We start from the raw sequence: 17,816 nt of genomic DNA, 5'->3' as shown, positions 1-17,816 counted from the left end.
CCTGTGGGAGCGGGTTTGCCCGCGATGGCGGTCTGTCGGCCGACCCAACGGTCGAACCTGACGGCCCCATCGCGAGCAGGCTCGCTCCCACCGTTTTTGCGGTGGGGCTTGGTTCGGGTTTCATGACGCTTTTGTTTCAATCGACGCTTGGGCTGTGCGATGCTGGCGCCCAGACCGTTAGCCGACTACAGCTTAAATACAACTCGTAGAAAACGCGCGGCACCGTCCACTTGCCCCTCTGGGGCGCTGTCTTCACAGGGGGCCTGCAATGCTCACCCTGCTCAATCTGCTCTCCGCCGTGGCCCTGCTGATCTGGGGCACGCACATCGTCCGCACCGGGATCCTGCGGGTCTACGGCTCCAACCTGCGCCACGTCATCGGCCAGAACATGTCCAAGCGCTGGCTGGCCTTCATCGCCGGCATCGTCGTGACCGCGATGGTGCAGAGCAGCAACGCCACCGCCATGCTCGTCACCTCGTTCGTCGGCCAGGGCCTGATGGCGCTGACCCCGGCCCTGGCCACCATGCTCGGCGCCGACGTCGGTACGGCGCTGATGGCGCGGGTGCTGACCTTCGACCTGTCGTGGCTGTCGCCGCTGCTGATCTTCATCGGGGTGATTTTCTTCCTGTCGCGCAAGCAGACGCGGCTGGGCCAGATGGGCCGGGTCGCCATCGGCCTGGGGCTGATCATTCTGGCGCTGCAGCTGATCGTCGAGGCGGCCACGCCGATCACCCACGCCAAAGGGGTGAAAGTGATCTTCGCCTCGCTGACCGGCGATATCCTGCTCGACGCCCTGGTCGGTGCCCTGTTCGCGATGGTTTCCTACTCCAGCCTCGCCGCCGTGCTGCTGACCGCGACCCTGGCCGGCGCCAACGTGATCAGCCTGCCGGTGGCCATCGGCCTGGTGATCGGCGCCAACATCGGCAGCGGCGTGCTGGCGTTCATGAGCGCCAGCATGCAGAACGCCGCCGGCCGGCAAGTGGCGCTGGGCAGCCTGCTGTACAAGCTGATCGGGCTGCTGCTGATCATTCCGGTGCTCGACCCGTTGGTGCACTGGCTGGACAGCCTGGATTTCAGCGCCCAGGAAATGGTCATCGGCTTCCACCTGCTCTACAACACCGTGCGTTGCCTGGTGCTGTTGCCCAGCGTCGGGCCCATGGCGCGGCTGTGCGCCTGGCTGCTGCCGGAGCGCGAACAGGCCAACGGCACCGCCCGGCCCCGCCACCTCGATCCGACGGCGCTGACCACGCCGAGCCTGGCCCTGGCCAACGCCGCCCGGGAAACCCTGCGCATGGGCGACCTGATCGACAACATGCTCGACGCCGCCCTCGATGCGCTGCGCGGCAAGCAGACCGCCGTGACCCAGGAAGTGCGCCGGCTGACCGATGACGTCGAGGCGCTGTACAGCGCGATCAAGCTGTACCTGGCGCAGATGCCCCGGGAGGACCTGGGCGAACAGGACAGCCGGCGCTGGGCGGAAATCATCGAACTGGCGATCAACCTCAAACTGGCCGCCGACCTGATCGAACGCATGCTGCGCAAGGTGCAGCAACAGAAGACGTCCCAGCGCCGGTCGTTTTCCGAGGACGGGCTGGAGGAACTGGCCGGGCTGCACGCCCAGCTGATCGCCAACCTGCGGCTGGGCCTGTCGGTGTTCCTCAGCGGCGACAAGGAAAGCGCGCGCCAGCTGCTGCGGGAGAAGCGCCGGTTCCGCGCCCAGGAGCGGCGCCTGGCCCACGCCCATGTCAGCCGCCTGCAGCGCAAGATCGTGCAGAGCATCGAAACCAGTTCGCTGCACCTGGAACTGATCGCGGACATGAAACGGCTCAATTCACTGTTCTGCGGCAGCGCCTATGTGGTACTGGAGACGTCGGACACCGGCGCACTGGCGGCGGACGACATGACGGACATCACGCATTCGCCTTGAACGTCTGCAACCGTGGCCAGTCAGTTACAGTGATCCGGCCTTCAGGCCCTCATCTGAATGCATTCCCCGGCGGGAGCCGGCCTGCTGGCGATGAGGGCCTTGCAGGCACCCCGGATTCCCCTTTCAGCCGTACGGAAACTCGTTATGCGTCGCCTGCTGTTCGCCTGCCTGCTGCTCGGTTCCCTGCCCGCCCTGGCCCTGGATCGCTTCCAGGTCGAAGGCTATGCCCTGCCCAACGGCCTGCAGGTGCTGCTCAAGCCCGGCGCCGAGCGCGGGCATGTGGCGATCCGGCTGGTGGTCGGGGTCGGCATCGACGACTTCGGCTGCGACGAAAAGGAACTGCCGCACCTGCTCGAACACCTGCTGTTCAGCGGCACCGACGCCACCGGCGAAGGGGGCCTCGAGGAGCGCATGCAAGCCTTGGGCGGGGAATGGAACGCCTTCACCAGCAACGCCGACACCACGTTCGTCATCGAGGCGCCGGCGAAGAACCAGCGCAAGGTGCTCGACCTGCTGCTGGATCTGCTGACCCGCACGCGCATCGACGACAACGCGATCAATGCCGCCAAGCGCGTGGTCGAGCGCGAGGACGGCGGCCACTACACGCACCTGCGGCGCTGGCTCGACCGTCAGGACCTGGGCCACAGCGCGAGCAATCAACTGGCGGTGGAACTGGGGCTCAAATGCCCGCAGCGGGCCGAAGTCGACGGCCTGACCCGCGAGCAGCTGGAGAAGGTGCGCAAGGCCTGGTACGCGCCCAACAACATGACCCTGATCGTGGTCGGCGAGCTCGACCGGCTGCTGCCGGCCTATCTGGAACGGGCCTGGGGCGCGCTTGAGGCGGTCGACCCCAGCGAGCACCGGACGCTGCCGGACATCAGCAGCAGCGCCGCCCACGAGCGCACGCTGATGCGCGGCTTCATCGGCAACGGCGCCAAGCTGCACTGGCTGGTGCCCGAACCGGTGCTGGACGACCAGTACGACGAAACCTTCGACCTGCTCAAGGACTACCTGGACTGGGCGCTCTACCGCCGCTTGCGCCTGGGCCACGCGCTGTCCTACGGCCCGTGGGCCGAACGCGAGGTGTTCGGCGGCGTCGGCTTCATGAGCCTCAACGCCGATGTGGACCGCGACGACATCGCCCGGGCCGAGCGCGAATTGGAGGGGCTCAAGGCCGACCTGCTCAGGGACGGCCTCGACCCCGACACCTTCGCCCGCCTCAAGCAGGCGGCCATCGCCCACCAGGCCTGGGCCGTGCAGGGCAACAGCGCGCTGGCGGACTATTACTGGAGCGCCCTGGGCGACTACGAGGACGGCCGCTTCGCCGACCCTGCCCGGGAACTGCAAGGGGTGACGCTGGAGGAGGCGAACAAGGCCATGCGCGAACTGCTGCTGCAGCCGGGCTACCTGCGGATCGAGAAGCCGCTGCTCGGCGACGACCAGGTGCTATGGCTGCTGGGCGGCGGCCTGGGCGCCCTGCTGCTGATCGTGCTGGGCTGGCGCCTTCGCCACCGAAAACCTGACAACCCCTGAAGCTGTTGGCTCCCACAGGGGCCTGTCCGCTGATTTTACTGATCGGCAGCCTCGCCACGGCGCCCGGCGGGCGGTACTCTGTCGCAGTTTTTTCCTCGACCGCCGCGAACCGCCCCCATGCTCAAACTGACCCAACTGATCCAGCGCATCCTCGAACTGATGAAGCGCTATCCCGGGGTCATTGCGCTCGGCGGTTTCATCTCGGGGGCCGGCAGTTTCATCCTGGTGGACCGCCAGCAAGGGCTGGCCAGCTGGATCGCCACGATCATGCTGCTGAGCTGGATCTGGCTGATGCTGGAAAACAGCCTCACCCAACTGTTCACCCGGATCTTCAAGCGCGAGATCCCCGAGCCGCTGCTGCGCTACGCCACGCAGATGATCCACCAGGAAAGCCTGTTCTTCGTCCTGCCGTTCTTCTTCATCACCACGACCTGGAACAGCGGCCAACTGGTGTTCACCGGCCTGCTGGGCATCGCCGCGTTCATTTCGATCACCGACCCGCTCTACTACAAATGGCTGGCGCGGCGGCGCTGGGCGTTTCTGGCGCTGCACACCCTGACCCTGTTCGCCGCCCTCCTCACCGCGCTGCCAGTGATCCTGCACCTGACCACCTCGCAGAGCTTCAAATGGGCCCTGGGCATCGCCGTGGCGCTGTCGTTCCCCAGCCTGGCGTCGATCTTCCCGATCCGCACCGTGCGCAACGCGCTGGCCATCCTCAGCATCACCCTGGGCATCGGCGCCGTCGGCTGGGTGCTGCGTTCGTGGGTGCCGCCGGCGACGCTGTGGATGACGGACGTGGCGATCAGCACCCAACTGCAGGACCGCACCCCCGGCGACAGCCTCGAAGAGGTCAGCGTCGAACAGATCCGCAACGGCGGGCTCTACGCCTACACCGCGATCAACGCGCCGCGGGGGCTGGACGAGCGGATCTGGCACGTGTGGCAGTTCAACGGCAAAGAGGTCGACCGCATCGCCCTCGACATCCACGGCGGGCGCAAGGAAGGCTACCGGGCGTGGACGCACAAGCAGAACTTCCCGGCCGACCCGACGGGCAAATGGCAGGTGCGGGTGTTGACCGAGGACGGTCAGATGATCGGCGTGCTGCGTTTCAGCGTCCCGGGCAGCACACCGGCCAAAGAAAAGTAATCGGGTTCGTGCTATTACGTAGGTTCCCGTAACAGCCGCACACGCATGGAGCCTATGACCAGCAGCCCGATGGCCGGCAATGCCCGGCTGGACACCACGCTCACCCCTGCCCGCCTGCGGGTCACGGGCGACTGGACGCTGGCCCACTACGCCGGGCTCAAGCACCTTTGCCGAACGCTGCGCGGCCAGTACGGCGCCGACACCCCCATCGACCTCAACGGCCTCGGCGCCCTTGACACCGCCGGCGCCTCGCTGCTGGTGGAACTGCTCGGTTCCGAACGCCTGGGCCAGTCCGCCGAACACCCCGACTGCACCCTTTGCGCCGCCGACCGTGCGCTGCTGCAGACCGTGTACCGCTCGCTGACCGACTTCTGCGTGCCGGTCAAGGAACCGGAAATCAGCGTCAGCGTGCAACTGCTGACCCGCATCGGCCGCGCGGTGGACACGGTCTGGCAAGACACCCTGCAACTGCTGGGCTTCATCGGCCTGATCCTGGAGACCATCGCCCGCAGCCTGCTTAGGCCCAAGCGCTGGCGGATCACCCCGGTGGTGGCCCATATCGAGCAGACCGGCCTCGACGCCGCGCCCATCGTCGCACTGCTGACCTTTCTGGTGGGCGCCGTGGTGGCGTTCCTCGGGGCAACGGTGCTGGCCAGCTTCGGCGCGAGCATCTTCACCGTGGATCTGGTGGCGTTTTCCTTCCTGCGCGAATTCGGCGTGCTGCTGACCGCGATCCTGATGGCCGGCCGCACCGCCAGCGCCTTCACCGCGCAGATCGGTTCGATGAAGGCCAACGAAGAGATCGACGCGATCCGCACCCTCGGGCTCGACCCGATGGAGCTGCTGGTGGTGCCGCGGGTGCTGGCGCTGCTGGTGGCCCTGCCGATGCTGACGTTCCTGGCGATGCTCTGCGGCATCGTCGGCGGCGGCGTGGTCTGCGCGGTGTCGCTGGGGATTTCCCCGGCGATGTTCCTGTCCCTGCTGCAGACCGACATCGGCGTCCAGCACTTCCTGGTGGGGCTGGTGAAGGCGCCGGTCTTCGCGTTCATCATCGCGGCAATTGGCTGCCTTGAGGGCTTCAAGGTCAGCGGCAGCGCCGAATCGGTCGGCGCCCACACCACTTCCAGCGTGGTGCAGTCGATTTTCGTGGTCATCGTGCTCGATGCGGTGGCCGCACTGTTCTTCATGGAGATGAGCTGGTGAGCCGTCCACCCCGCGCGCCCGCCGAGGCGGTGATCGAAGTCCGTGGCCTGTGCAACCGTTTCGGCCGCCAGAGCGTGCACGAGCACCTGGACCTGGACCTGTACAAGGGCGAGATCCTGGCCGTGGTCGGCGGCTCCGGCAGCGGCAAGTCGGTGCTGCTGCGCAGCATCGTCGGCCTGCGCCGGCCCAGCGAAGGCAACGTCACGGTGTTCGGCCAGAACCTGCCGAGCCTGCCCGAGCATGAGCGTTCGTTGATCGAGCGGCGTTTCGGCGTGCTGTTCCAGAAAGGCGCGCTGTTCTCCTCGCTGACCGTGACCGAGAACGTCGCCCTGCCCCTGATCGAACACGCGGGCCTGAGCCGCGACGACGCCGAACACCTGGCGGCGGTGAAGCTGGCGCTGGCCGGGCTGCCGCTGTCGGCGGCGGACAAGTACCCCGCATCCCTGTCCGGCGGCATGATCAAGCGTGCGGCGCTGGCCCGGGCGCTGGCGCTGGATCCGGACATCCTGTTCCTCGACGAGCCCACCGCCGGGCTCGACCCGATCGGCGCCGCCGCGTTCGACCAACTGATCCTGACCCTGCGCGACGCCCTGGGGCTGAGCGTGTTTCTGGTGACCCACGACCTGGACACGCTCTACACCATCACCGACCGGGTGGCGGTGCTGGCGCAGAAAAAGGTGCTGGTGGCCGGGCCGATCGACGCGGTCTCGGAAACCGACGACGCGTGGATCCACGAATACTTCCACGGCCCCCGGGGCCGCTCGGCGCTCGGCGCCGCTTCACAGCTCAACGAGGTCTGACATGGAAACCCGAGCCCATCATGTGCTGATCGGCCTGTTCACCGTGATCGTGGTGGCGGGCGCCCTGCTCTTCGGCCTGTTTTTGGCCAAGTCCAGCGTCGACACCGAGTTCAAGGATTATGAAGTGGTGTTCAACGAGGCGGTCAGCGGCCTGTCCAAGGGCAGCGCGGTGCAGTACAGCGGGATCAAGGTCGGCGACGTGGTCAGTCTCCGGCTCGATCCCAAGGATCCGCGCCGGGTGCTGGCGCGGATCCGCCTGGGCGGCGACACCCCGATCAAGGAAGACACCCTGGCCAAGCTGGCCCTGACCGGCATCACCGGCACGTCGATCATCCAGCTCAGCGGCGGCACCCCGCAAAGCCCGAACCTCAAGGGCCACGACGGCAATCTGCCGACCATCGTCGCCACGCCCTCGCCCATCTCCCGCCTGCTCAATGACAGCAACGACCTGATGACCGGGGTCAACGAGCTGCTGCACAACGCCAACCAGATGTTTTCTGCGCAGAACGTCGAACGCATCAGCAACACCCTCGCTCACCTGGAACAGACCACCGGCGCGATCAACGACCAGCGCGGCGACCTGCGCCAGGCCATGCAGCAACTGGCGGCGGTGGGCAAGCAGGCCGGCAGCATGCTCGAACAGACGTCGGCGCTGATGCGCAACGCCAACGGCCTGCTCAACGATCAGGGCAAGCAAGCCTTGGGCAGCGCCGAACAGGCGATGAAATCCCTGGAGCAAAGCAGCGCCACGATCAACGGCCTGCTGAGCAAGAACCAGACTTCCCTGGACAGCGGCCTGCAAGGCCTCAACGGCCTGGCGCCGGCGGTGCGCGAACTGCGCGAGACCCTGAGCTCGCTGCGCGCCATCTCCCAACGCCTGGAGGCCAACCCCAGCGGTTACCTGCTGGGCAACGACAAGAACAAGGAATTCACCCCATGAAGCCGACCCGCCTCGCCCTCCTCGCCGGTTTCGTGCTGGCCGCTTCGTGTTCGATCCTGCCCAAGCCGGAGCCGCTGGACGTCTACCGCCTGCCCGCCGCCCAGGTGCCCGCCTCGCCTGGCCCCGCGGCCGTCCAGCACTGGTCGCTGCGCCTGAACAAACTGCAGGCCAGCGAAGCGCTGAACCGGCCGGGCATTGCCGTGATTCCCCAGGGCGACGTGATCAGCACCTACAAGGCCTCGCGCTGGAGCGACCCGGCGCCGGTGCTGTTGCGCAACCGCCTGCTCGACGGCTTTCAGCGCGACGGCCGGGTGCCGCTGCTGAGCACCGACGACAGCAACTTCCAGGCGGACCTGGAACTGGGCGGCAGCCTGCAAGCGTTTCAGACGGAATACGAGGGCAACGGCGCCAGTGTCGTGGTGTGCCTGGATGCGTTGCTGGTGCGCGGCTACGACCAGCGCATCCTCGCCAGCCGCCGCTTCGAGGAGCGCCAGCCGCTGCGCGATGTGCAGGTGCCGGCGGCGGTCGCCGGGTTCGGCCAGGCCAGCGACCGCCTGACCGCGAAGGTGGTGGCGTGGGCGGTGGAGCAAGGCCAGCGATTCGCATCGCAACCGCGGCCTTGAGCCCCGCACAGAACCCTATGGGAGCCAGCCCTGCTGGAGATCAGCCGAAGAACCAGTAGCACACGCCGATGGCGCCGAGCACGCCGGCCAGCTCCGCCAGCAGCGCACACCCCACCGCGTGCCGCGCCCGCTGGATGCCCACCGCGCCGAAGTACACCGCCAGCACGTAGAACGTGGTCTCGGTGCTGCCCTGGATCGTCGCCGCCACCAGCGCCGGGAAGCTGTCCACGCCGGAGGTCTTCATGGTCTCGATCAGCATCGCCCGCGCGGCGCTGCCGGAGAACGGCTTGACCATTGCCGTCGGCAGCGCATCGACGAAACGGGTGTCCCAGCCGGCCCACTGCACCAGATGGCGGATTCCGTCGAGGCCGAAGTCCAGCGCTCCGGAAGCCCGCAGCACGCCGATGGCGCAGAGCATGGCCACCAGGTACGGCAACAGGTTCTTGGCCACGTCGAAGCCCTCTTTGGCCCCTTCGACGAACGCTTCGTAGACCTTCACCTTGCGCAGCGCGCCGATCACCAGAAACAGCATGATCAAGCCGAACAACGTCAGGTTGCCGAGGATCGACGACAATCCGGCCAAGGCCGTGGCGGACATCGTCGCCAGCAATGCCATGAAGCCGCCGAGGATCAGTGCGCCGGGCAGCAGGTAGGCCAGCACCACCGGATCCCAGATGCGCAGGCGCTGCATGACCGCCACCGAGAGAAAGCCGACGATGGTCGAGCAACTGGTGGCCAGCAGGATCGGCAGGAACACCAGGGTCGGATCCGGCGCGCCTTGCTGGGCGCGGTACATGAAGATGGTGACCGGCAGCAGGGTCAGGGACGAGGCGTTGAGCACCAGGAACAGGATCTGCGCGTTGCTGGCCACGGTGGCGCTGGGGTTGAGCTCCTGCAGGGCCTTCATGGCCTTGAGGCCGATGGGGGTGGCGGCGTTGTCCAGGCCCAGGCCGTTGGCGGCGAAGTTGAGGGTGATCAGGCCGATGGCCGGATGGCCCGGCGGCACTTCCGGCATCAGTCGCAGGAACAGCGGGCCCAGGGCCCTGGCCAGCCATTCGACGATGCCGGCCTTCTCGGCGATGCGCAGGAAGCCCAGCCACAGGGTGAGGGTGCCGAACAGCAGCACCATGACCTCGACCGACAGCTTGGCCATGGCGAAGATGCTTTCGACCATCGCCGCGAAGATCCCGGCGTTGCCGCCCACCAGCCACTGCGCCAGCGCCGACACGGCCGCCACGATGAAGAAGCCAAGCCACAGGCCGTTAAGCATCAGTCAAATCCCCCCGGAAGATGCGGCGAATGATAGCGGGGCGGCCGAAAACGACAAACCCCGGAAATGATCCGGGGTTTGTTTGTGCGGCCACTGCAGGAGCCAGCAGGGCGTGTGTCAGTTCTTGGTGGCCTGGGCCGCCGGAACCTTGTCCTTGCTGCGCCAGTGCGGCAGGGAGTTCCAGTAGCGCTGACCCTTGGCATCGTCGTACATGCCTTCCCAGCGGGCGATGACCAGTACGGCCAGGGCATTGCCGATCACGTTCAGGGCGGTGCGCGCCATGTCCATGATGCGGTCGACGCCGGCGATGAACGCCAGGCCTTCCAGCGGAATGCCGACGCTGCCCAGGGTGGCCAGCAGCACCACGAACGACACGCCCGGCACGCCGGCGATGCCTTTGGAGGTGACCATCAGGGTCAGCACCAGCAGCAGTTGCTGGCTGATCGACAGGTCGATGCCGTACAGCTGGGCGATGAAGATCGCCGCGATGCTTTGGTACAGGGTCGAACCGTCGAGGTTGAACGAGTAGCCGGTCGGCACCACGAAGCTGCAGATGGCTTTCGGTGCGCCATAGGCTTCCATCTTCTCGATCACGCGCGGCAGCACGGTTTCGGACGAAGCGGTGGAGTAGGCCAGCACCAGCTCATCCTTGAAGATGCGCATCAGCTTGATCACCGAGAAACCGAACAGGCGAGCGATCAGGCCCAGCACCACGAAGCCGAAGAACGCGATGGCGACGTAAACCAGGATCACCAGCTTGGCCAGCGGCAGCAGCGAGGCGAAACCGAAGTTGGCCACGGTCACCGCTATCAGGGCGAACACGCCGATCGGGGCGTAGTTCATGATCATGTGGGTGACTTTGAACATGCTTTCCGAGACGCCCTGGAACATCTTCACCAGCGGCTCGCGCAGGTCCGACTGCAGGCTCGACAGACCGAGGCCGAACAGCACGGAGAAGAAGATGATCGGCAGCATCTCGCCGCGGGCCATGGCCGCGAAGATGTTCGACGGGATCAGGTTGAGGATGGTCTCGATGAACGCGTGTTCATGCTGTACTTCGGCGGCAGTGGCCTTGTACTTGGAGATGTCCACGGTGCCCAGGGTGCTCATGTCGATGCCGGCGCCCGGATGGAACACGTTGGCCAGCAGCAGGCCGACGACGATGGCGATGGTGGTGACGATTTCGAAGTAGATGATGGTCTTCAGGCCGATGCGCCCGAGCTTCTTGGCGTCGCCCACGCCGGCGATGCCGACGATAAGGGATGAAATGACGATCGGGATCACGATCATCTTGATCAGACGGATAAAGATATCGCCTGCCGGTTGCAGGACGTTGCTGATCCACCAGGCCTTTTCGGCGCTGAAGTGGTTGAGCAACGCGCCAATCGCAATCCCCAATACGAGACCGATCAGGATTTGCCAGGCGAGGCTGAGCTTTGCCTTCTTCATTATTTTTACCCTTACTTGCGTTTGACTCAGGCACATGCAGGAACTGGAACGCGCTCGGCGCAAAAGTCTGTGCATCTGCCTCCGTATAAGGTGCTCCGGAGCGCGTGTTTACGCTCTCCGGCAGGCGAAAAAAGGCGCAACTATTCCGATGCGGGGTTGCGCCGTCTAATGCCGTAAGCGACTACCCTATGCCGAATCGGCATGAGTTTTTTCAATTGAAACTGGCGTCCCAAGCGGTTCGATTGCGACATTCAGGCAGGCATAAGTGCCGTGAACCGGCCATTTCAGCGTAGCTGGCTTGTTTTTTCGGTGTCCTGAATCGGAAGAAAATTTGGGAAAAAACCTACAACGGAGAACGAAAAGGCCCGACATGAAATCGGGTTCTTTCTCGATATACGGTCGCCGCGAAACACCGCGAAACGGTTTTCGCCACAGTCTGAACGATTCAACAGTGAGCAGGACGCTCTAGATCAACGTTTGGCGCGATCGAAGCTTTCGGCAAGTCCGTCGGACCCTGGACGGACCGGCGAACTTGCGCGCAGCTTCATTGCCCTGGCCCGGCCCTCATCGCAGGCACTCCCTGTACCCGTAGGTCACTCCGACCCTGAAGCGGTCAGAACGTCCCGGCCCCTTGGCCATGCGCCGGCCTTCCTCGGGCGGGCGCAATGAAGGGCAGCCTGGCGCTGCCCCCATGTTCAATACCAGTTCGGATCCTTCTTCAGCGTTTCGGTCAGCAGTCCCTGCATGCCTTCATCGGGCTTGCCGAGGAATCGGTACGTGGCATGCCGCGTCGGCGACTTGTCCGCCGGCAGCCCTTCCGGCACATCGACCAGCAGGGCGTAGGCATGCTTCTTGTCGAAGCTGAAGGCGACGATCAGGCGGTGGTTCAGGCAGGTCTGCCCGGTCTCGCACAGCGGCCCCACCAGATACTGGTCACCGTCCTCTTCGACGGCATTCATCTGCTGCTGCGGCGCTCCGGACAGGTTCATCACCCATTCCGGCAGGCGTTCTTCTTTCTTCACCACTTTTTGCCAGGTGTCCCGGTATTGCGGGTCAGCATTGAGCAGCTCGTTGACGCGCGTCTGGCCATCATTGGCCGCCATCGCCATGGCGCAGCCGCCCATGAGCAGGGCGGCCGCCAGTGTCTTCACGACGCTCATGGTCAGCCTCGGCCGCGGCGGCCGAAGATAAAGGAAGCGATGAACATCACCAGGAACACGACAAAGAGAATCTTGGCGATGCCCGTGGCAGTGCCCGCGATACCACCGAAGCCCAGCACGGCGGCGATGATGGCAATGATCAGGAAGGTGATTGCCCAGCTCAACATGATGATTCTCCTCACTTCTGTTTTAAGGGTGTTGCCCGTCTCGGCGTTCGACGCCCAGATTCATTCAAAAGATCCAGCGTTCTTCGCGGGGCGCCTGATCCAGCGGTTGCGGCTGGTCGACGTCGACCATGCGCAGCGCGACGTCCTCGGCCTGGCGGCCGGCGGCCGCGCTGAAATGGGTCTGCACGGGGTGCTGGATCGAGATCAGGGGTTCAGGCACCTGGCTCTGTTCCCAGCGCAGGTATTGCTGGCACGCGATCAGGGTGACCAGCAGCGCGAGCAGGCCGAACAGGCCTTGCTGGATGTGCAGGGACGAGAGGCGGGCGGCGGTGGCGCTTGGGCGAGTCATCCTGGTGTCCTCACTCTTATTCGTTGGGGCGATCGATGTCTGCCCGGTCTGAGAGAGTCTTTGCAGAGCGCATGCCAGTTTTTTTGATCGAAAATAGTCAACAAAAACAATAAGTTATGAAATCAATCAAGGCAAATGACGACGCATCCTGCACGATGCCGCCTGTCACCGTCGTGCGAATTGCACGACCGCTCCGACAGACATTTCATTCTTTTTGAATGGATGACAGGGCACGGATGTCAGAAATGAGGCGAGGGGTGATGGCGAAAACCGCCATCGGCCGCAAAAGCCAGAGAAATCAGCGGATTAGCCGTACGGGCAGGAGGGAGCTACCCTGCCATGACTGGAATCGATCAGAATCGACCATGCAACTTGCCCGATTTTTCCGGGACTAAACCAAGACATTCACTTATGGAGCGTAGGAAAAATGGAATCAGCCACTGAGCATCAAGGCCGCATTCTGCTGGTGGACGATGAATCCGCCATCCTGCGAACCTTCCGCTATTGCCTGGAAGACGAGGGCTATACGGTGGCCACCGCCACCAGCGCCGCCCAGGCCGATGCGCTGCTGCAGCGTCAGGTGTTCGACTTGTGCTTTCTGGATCTGCGCCTGGGCGAAGACAACGGTCTGGACGTCCTGGCGCAAATGCGCGTTCAGGCGCCGTGGATGCGGGTGGTGATCGTCACCGCCCATTCGGCGGTCGACACGGCGGTGGATGCGATCCAGGCCGGCGCCGCCGATTACCTGGTCAAGCCGTGCAGCCCCGACCAGCTGCGCCTGGCCACGGCCAAGCAACTGGAGGTGCGCCGGCTCTCGGCGCGCCTGGAAGCCCTCGAAGGCGAAATCCGCCAGCCGAAGGACGGCCTCGATTCCCACAGCCCGGCGATGAAAGTCGTGCTGGAGACCGCGCGCCAAGTGGCGGGCACCGATGCCAACATCCTGATCCTGGGCGAGTCCGGCACCGGCAAGGGCGAGCTGGCCCGGGCCATCCATGGCTGGAGCAAGCGCGAGAAGAAGTCCTGCGTCACGGTCAACTGCCCGTCGCTGAACGCCGAACTGATGGAAAGCGAACTGTTCGGGCACAGCCGCGGCGCGTTCACCGGCGCCAGCGAAAGCACGCTCGGGCGGGTCAACCAGGCCGACGGCGGCACGCTGTTTCTCGACGAGATCGGCGATTTTCCCCTGACCCTGCAACCGAAACTGCTGCGTTTCATTCAAGACAAGGAATACGAGCGGGTGGGCGACCCGGTCACCCGCCGGGCCGATGTGCGGATCCTCGCGGCCACCAACCTCAACCTGGAGGACATGGTGCGCGACGGGCGCTTTCGCGAAGACCTTCTGTACCGCCTCAACGTCATCACCCTGCACCTGCCGCCCCTGCGTGAGCGCAGCGAAGACATCCTCACCCTGGCCGAACGCTTCCTGGCCCGCTTCGTCAAGGAATACGCGCGCCCGGCCCGGGTGTTCAGCGACGAGGCCCGCGAGGCGATGCTCGGCTACCGCTGGCCGGGCAACATCCGGGAGCTGCGCAACGTGGTCGAGCGCGCCAGCATCATCTGCCCGCAGGAGCGGGTCGAAATCAGCCACCTGGGCATGGCCGAGCAACCGGCCGCCAATACGCCGCGGATCGGCGCCGCCCTGAGCCTCGACGAACTGGAGCGGGCCCACATCGGCGCGGTGCTGGCCACCGCCGGCACCCTCGACCAGGCGGCCAAGACGCTGGGCATCGACGCCTCGACCCTGTACCGCAAGCGCAAGCAATACAACCTGTGAGCAGGTGACGATGAAGCTGGCGATGAAGTTGCGTACCCGGTTGTTCCTGAGCATTTCCGCGCTGATCACCGTGGCCTTGCTGGGTTTGCTGCTGGGCCTGGTCAGCGTGATGCAGATGGCCGGCAGCCAGGAAGCGCTGGTGCGCAACAATTTTGTCACTCTCGACCTGGGGCTCAAGCTGCGCCAGACCCTGGGCGACCAATTGATCATGATGCTGTCGGCAAAGCCCGACCCTGTGGCGTTCGAAGCCTCGCGGCAGCATTACCGCGATCTGCTGGAGGAGGGCATCGCCCACGAAGCTCAAGGCGATGACAACGCGTACGGCTTCAAACAGGCCAAGGACGATTACCGGCGCTTCATGGAGGTATATGACCGGTCGGCCACCTCCTTGAGCGACAGCGGCGAGTTGCGCGAACGATTCAACACCCTGCGCAACGGTTTGGTCACCGAACACAAGCGCGCCCTCGACAGTATCAATTCGGTGCAGCAGGACGCCCGCCAACGGGCGCTGCTGATCGCCGGCCTGCTCGGGCTGGTGGGCCTGGCGGTGCTGATCATCGGCTTCATCACCGCCCACGGGATCGCCCGGCGTTTCGGCGCCCCCATCGAGGCCCTGGCCAAAGCGGCCGACAGCATCGGCCAAGGCAATTTCGAGGTAACCCTGCCGATTTCCCCCGCCCTGGAAATGAACCAGCTGACACGGCGTTTCGGCCTGATGGCCGAAGCCCTGCGCGAGCACCAGGCCACCAACGTCGACGAGCTGCTGGCCGGCCAGCAGCGCTTGCAGGCGGTGCTCGACAGCATCGATGACGGCCTGCTGATGATCGACCGCGAAGGGCACCTGGAACACCTCAACCCGGTGGCCCAGCGGCAGTTGGGCTGGGACAGCGACCGCTGCGGGCAAGGATTGGGCGCGGCGCTGGGGCGGCCGGAGCTGGATGTCCAGCTGCAATCGGTACTGCGGGGCGGCACGCTGGAGCGCGCGCCGGAGGATCTGAGCGTCGAAGTCGATGGCGAAGCGCGGCTGCTGACGTTCAGCCTGACCCCGGTCAGCCACACCCAGGGCCATATCCTCGGGGCGGTGATGGTGCTGCACGATGTGACCGAGCAGCGTGCGTTCGAACGGGTCCGCAGTGAATTCGTCCTGCGCGCGTCCCATGAGCTGCGCACGCCGGTCACCGGCATGCACATGGCGTTCGGCCTGTTCCGCGAGCGGGCGAAGTTCGCCGAGGATTCCCGGGAATCCGACCTGCTGGACACGGTCAACGAAGAAATGCAGCGCCTGATGCAACTGATCAACGACCTGCTCAACTTCTCGCGCTACCAGAGCGGTTTGCAGAAGCTGTCGCTGGCGCCGTGCTCGATCGGGGATCTGCTGGAGCAGGCGCAATCGCGTTTTGCCGGCGCGGCGGCCGAGAAAGGCGTGACCCTGAGCGTCGAGGTGCAGGAGCCGTTGCCGCGGTTGCAGGCCGACCAGGCGCAGCTGGATCGGGTGCTGGACAACCTGATCGACAACGCCTTGCGCCACACCGCCCGCGACGGCTTGATCCGCCTCCAGGCCCGTCGCCACGGCGAGCGGGTGATCATCAGCGTCGAGGACAACGGCGAAGGCATCGCCTACGGTCAGCAGGGACGGATCTTCGAACCGTTCGTCCAGGTCGGGCGCAAGAAGGGCGGCGCGGGGCTGGGCCTGGCGCTGTGCAAGGAAATCGTCCAGTTGCATGGCGGCCGGATGGGCGTCTATTCGCGGCCGGGGCAGGGCACGCAGTTCTACATGGCGTTGGCGGTCTAGGCTTCGTCGTCGATCCGGCGCCCGGCCAGGCGCCGGCCGCGGGTGATCAGCTCGATGAACTGCACCGCGCTCAGGGCATGGGCGAACAGCCAGCCCTGGCCGAACTTCACGCCTTCGCTGCTGAGCAGCGCCGCCTGGGACTCGAGCTCGATGCCCTCGGCGATCACCTTCAGATCCAGCGCCTGCGCCATATGGATGATGTGCGGCGCGACCCCGCTGCTGGCGGCATCGTGGCCGAGGGCATCGATGAACGCCTTGTCGATCTTCAGGCAATCCACCGGCAGGGTCTGCAGGTAGGCGAGACTGCAATAGCCGGTGCCGAAATCGTCGATCAGCACTTGGTGCCCGACGTCGCGCAACGCTTGCAGGTTCTCCCGCGCCACCACCACGTCGATCAGGCCGCGTTCGGTGACCTCGAACGCGATCTGCCGCGCCGCGACCCGGTGCAGGGCCAGCAGCCGGGCCATGACCTGGCCGATGCGCGGCACCATCACGTCGCAGGCCGCCAGGTTCACCGAGATGTACAGCTGCGGATTGGCCCGCAGCAACTGGCCCAACTGCTCCAGCAGGCGCTGCAGGACGAAGTCGGTCATCTGCCGGATCTGCCCGGTGTTCTCAGCCATCGGGATGAACAGGTCGGGGCTGGTCAGCGTGCCGTCCGGCCGACGCCAGCGCAGCAGGGCTTCGGCGCCGACGCAGTTGCGGCTGTCGAGGTCGAAGATCGGCTGGTACAGCACCTGCAGCTCGCCCCGGCGGATCGCGCCGTGCAGCTCGGCGTCCAGCGACTGCCGCTGGCGCACCAGCCAGAACACCAGCAGGCCGACGAAGGCGCCGAGCATCAGGCACAGCGGCACCATCCACCACCAGAGCTCCGGGATGTGCATGCCGGTGCGCGGGGTGATCAGCACCAGTTGGTACTCCGGGTTGTCGGTGGGCATGCGGTAGATCAGGCGCGTCTGGGTCACCTGCAGCGCGTCCGGGTTCTTCGGCGGCCAGTGGTCGGTGGGCGGCCAGGCCTGCGGCACGCCGAGCACCGGAATCGCCCGCGACCCGTGATCGAGCACCACCAGCAGGCTGCTGCCGGGCGAGAGGTCGACCATGTCGGTCAGGTGCCCGCGGGAGGTGGCCACGCGGAAGTTGCCGCGGCCGAGCATCAGGGCGGCGCGGTTTTCGTCGGGTTCGGTGGTGGTGTTGAGCCAGTAGCTGTAGGTCGGGCCCTTGATGTCCGGCGGGCGCACCACCGACAAGGCATCTTGGCGCGGACGGTTGGAGCAGATCCGCGAAGCGTCCATGTAGGCGGCTTCGTAGACGAAGCGGTAATTGAACGTGACCTGCTGCAGGGTGGCGATCATTTCCTCGTCGCAGCTGCGCAGGGGTTGGGCCTCCAGGTCGTCGAGGCTTTCGCGCAGCTGGCCGAACAGTTGCTCGAGGCGGGCGAGGAAGCGTGCGCCCTGGGCGTTCATCTCCTGGCTTTCGTTCTGTTCGACCTGGCGCACCGCCACGAACAGCCCGCCGGTGATCAGCAGGCTCGCACTGAGGACAGCCGCGAGCATCGCCAAAAACCACGGGCGATAAAACCAGCCACGCAACGTCTCTCGGGTAGCTACCATCATGGATATCCGAAGAATTACCAATGAGTTATAGCTGCTGATTGCGATTTCGCCCTGACCGTCGGGCGGGCGT

General features: G+C 65.4%; 15 protein-coding genes. 9 read left to right on the top strand and 6 right to left on the bottom strand.

The features are described from left to right. Nucleotides 1-268: 268 nt before the first annotated feature. The 7 genes from KVG96_RS24350 (at nt 269) to KVG96_RS24320 (ending at nt 8,172) form a co-directional block, all read left to right on the top strand. On the top strand, nt 269-1,927 hold the full coding sequence (locus tag KVG96_RS24350) for a Na/Pi cotransporter family protein (RefSeq protein ID WP_217894341.1): 1,659 nt from the start codon (nt 269-271) through the stop codon (nt 1,925-1,927). Between the two features lie 144 nt (nt 1,928-2,071). Further along, nucleotides 2,072-3,460 carry a M16 family metallopeptidase gene (locus KVG96_RS24345; protein ID WP_217894340.1) on the top strand — a complete coding sequence of 463 codons (1,389 nt, stop codon included), beginning with the start codon at nt 2,072-2,074 and terminating at the stop codon, nt 3,458-3,460. Between the two features lie 117 nt (nt 3,461-3,577). Beyond that, complete coding sequence (locus KVG96_RS24340) at nt 3,578-4,606, top strand: DUF5924 family protein (RefSeq protein ID WP_217894339.1); 1,029 nt, start codon at nt 3,578-3,580, stop codon at nt 4,604-4,606. Nucleotides 4,607-4,660: 54 nt separating this feature from the next. Next, the gene (locus KVG96_RS24335; protein ID WP_217894338.1) at nt 4,661-5,809 is read left to right on the top strand and encodes an ABC transporter permease; all 1,149 of its coding nucleotides are present in this window, start codon (nt 4,661-4,663) and stop codon (nt 5,807-5,809) included. Further along, complete coding sequence (locus KVG96_RS24330) at nt 5,806-6,609, top strand: ABC transporter ATP-binding protein (protein WP_217894337.1); 804 nt, start codon at nt 5,806-5,808, stop codon at nt 6,607-6,609. The genes KVG96_RS24335 and KVG96_RS24330 overlap by 4 nt, the downstream gene beginning before the upstream one ends. 1 nt (nt 6,610) lies before the next feature. Continuing rightward, the gene (locus KVG96_RS24325) at nt 6,611-7,549 is read left to right on the top strand and encodes an MlaD family protein (protein WP_217894336.1); all 939 of its coding nucleotides are present in this window, start codon (nt 6,611-6,613) and stop codon (nt 7,547-7,549) included. After that, entirely contained in the window at nt 7,546-8,172 is a 627-nt protein-coding gene (locus KVG96_RS24320; protein ID WP_217894335.1) for an ABC-type transport auxiliary lipoprotein family protein, read from the top strand. The genes KVG96_RS24325 and KVG96_RS24320 overlap by 4 nt, the downstream gene beginning before the upstream one ends. A 40-nt stretch (nt 8,173-8,212) precedes the next feature. Here KVG96_RS24320 and KVG96_RS24315 read toward each other — a convergent pair whose 3' ends face one another. The 5 genes from KVG96_RS24315 to KVG96_RS24295 form a co-directional block, all read right to left on the bottom strand. Further along, the gene (locus KVG96_RS24315; protein ID WP_217894334.1) at nt 8,213-9,442 is read right to left on the bottom strand and encodes a nucleoside recognition domain-containing protein; all 1,230 of its coding nucleotides are present in this window, start codon (nt 9,440-9,442) and stop codon (nt 8,213-8,215) included. 117 nt (nt 9,443-9,559) lie between these two features. Next, nucleotides 9,560-10,891, bottom strand: a complete 1,332-nt coding sequence (gene gltP, locus KVG96_RS24310) for a glutamate/aspartate:proton symporter GltP (protein WP_085579362.1) — start codon at nt 10,889-10,891, stop codon at nt 9,560-9,562. 695 nt (nt 10,892-11,586) lie between these two features. Then, complete coding sequence (locus KVG96_RS24305; RefSeq protein ID WP_217894333.1) at nt 11,587-12,051, bottom strand: inhibitor of vertebrate lysozyme family protein; 465 nt, start codon at nt 12,049-12,051, stop codon at nt 11,587-11,589. A gap of 2 nt (nt 12,052-12,053) precedes the next feature. Then, complete coding sequence (locus KVG96_RS24300) at nt 12,054-12,218, bottom strand: DUF1328 domain-containing protein (RefSeq protein ID WP_085579366.1); 165 nt, start codon at nt 12,216-12,218, stop codon at nt 12,054-12,056. Nucleotides 12,219-12,282: 64 nt separating this feature from the next. After that, nucleotides 12,283-12,567, bottom strand: coding sequence for a hypothetical protein (locus KVG96_RS24295; RefSeq protein WP_217894332.1), 285 nt, complete (start codon nt 12,565-12,567; stop codon nt 12,283-12,285). A gap of 427 nt (nt 12,568-12,994) precedes the next feature. Between KVG96_RS24295 and algB the strand changes: the two genes are divergently transcribed. Together algB and KVG96_RS24285 are read left to right on the top strand one after the other, a co-directional pair. Then, nucleotides 12,995-14,341 carry a sigma-54-dependent response regulator transcription factor AlgB gene (gene algB / locus KVG96_RS24290; RefSeq protein ID WP_217894331.1) on the top strand — a complete coding sequence of 449 codons (1,347 nt, stop codon included), beginning with the start codon at nt 12,995-12,997 and terminating at the stop codon, nt 14,339-14,341. Nucleotides 14,342-14,351: 10 nt separating this feature from the next. After that, entirely contained in the window at nt 14,352-16,133 is a 1,782-nt protein-coding gene (locus KVG96_RS24285; RefSeq protein ID WP_217894330.1) for a KinB sensor domain-containing domain, read from the top strand. On the opposite strand, the gene KVG96_RS24280 is transcribed toward KVG96_RS24285, so the two are convergent. Further along, entirely contained in the window at nt 16,130-17,746 is a 1,617-nt protein-coding gene (locus KVG96_RS24280; protein WP_085579375.1) for an EAL domain-containing protein, read from the bottom strand. The two genes, KVG96_RS24285 and KVG96_RS24280, sit on opposite strands and share 4 nt — an antisense overlap. Between the last annotated feature and the right edge of the window lie 70 nt (nt 17,747-17,816).

The organism is Pseudomonas ekonensis (assembly GCF_019145435.1).
Classification (GTDB): domain Bacteria; phylum Pseudomonadota; class Gammaproteobacteria; order Pseudomonadales; family Pseudomonadaceae; genus Aquipseudomonas; species Aquipseudomonas ekonensis.
The sequence above is the reverse complement of the archived record's forward strand: the minus strand, read 5'-3'. Positions and strand labels throughout refer to the sequence as shown.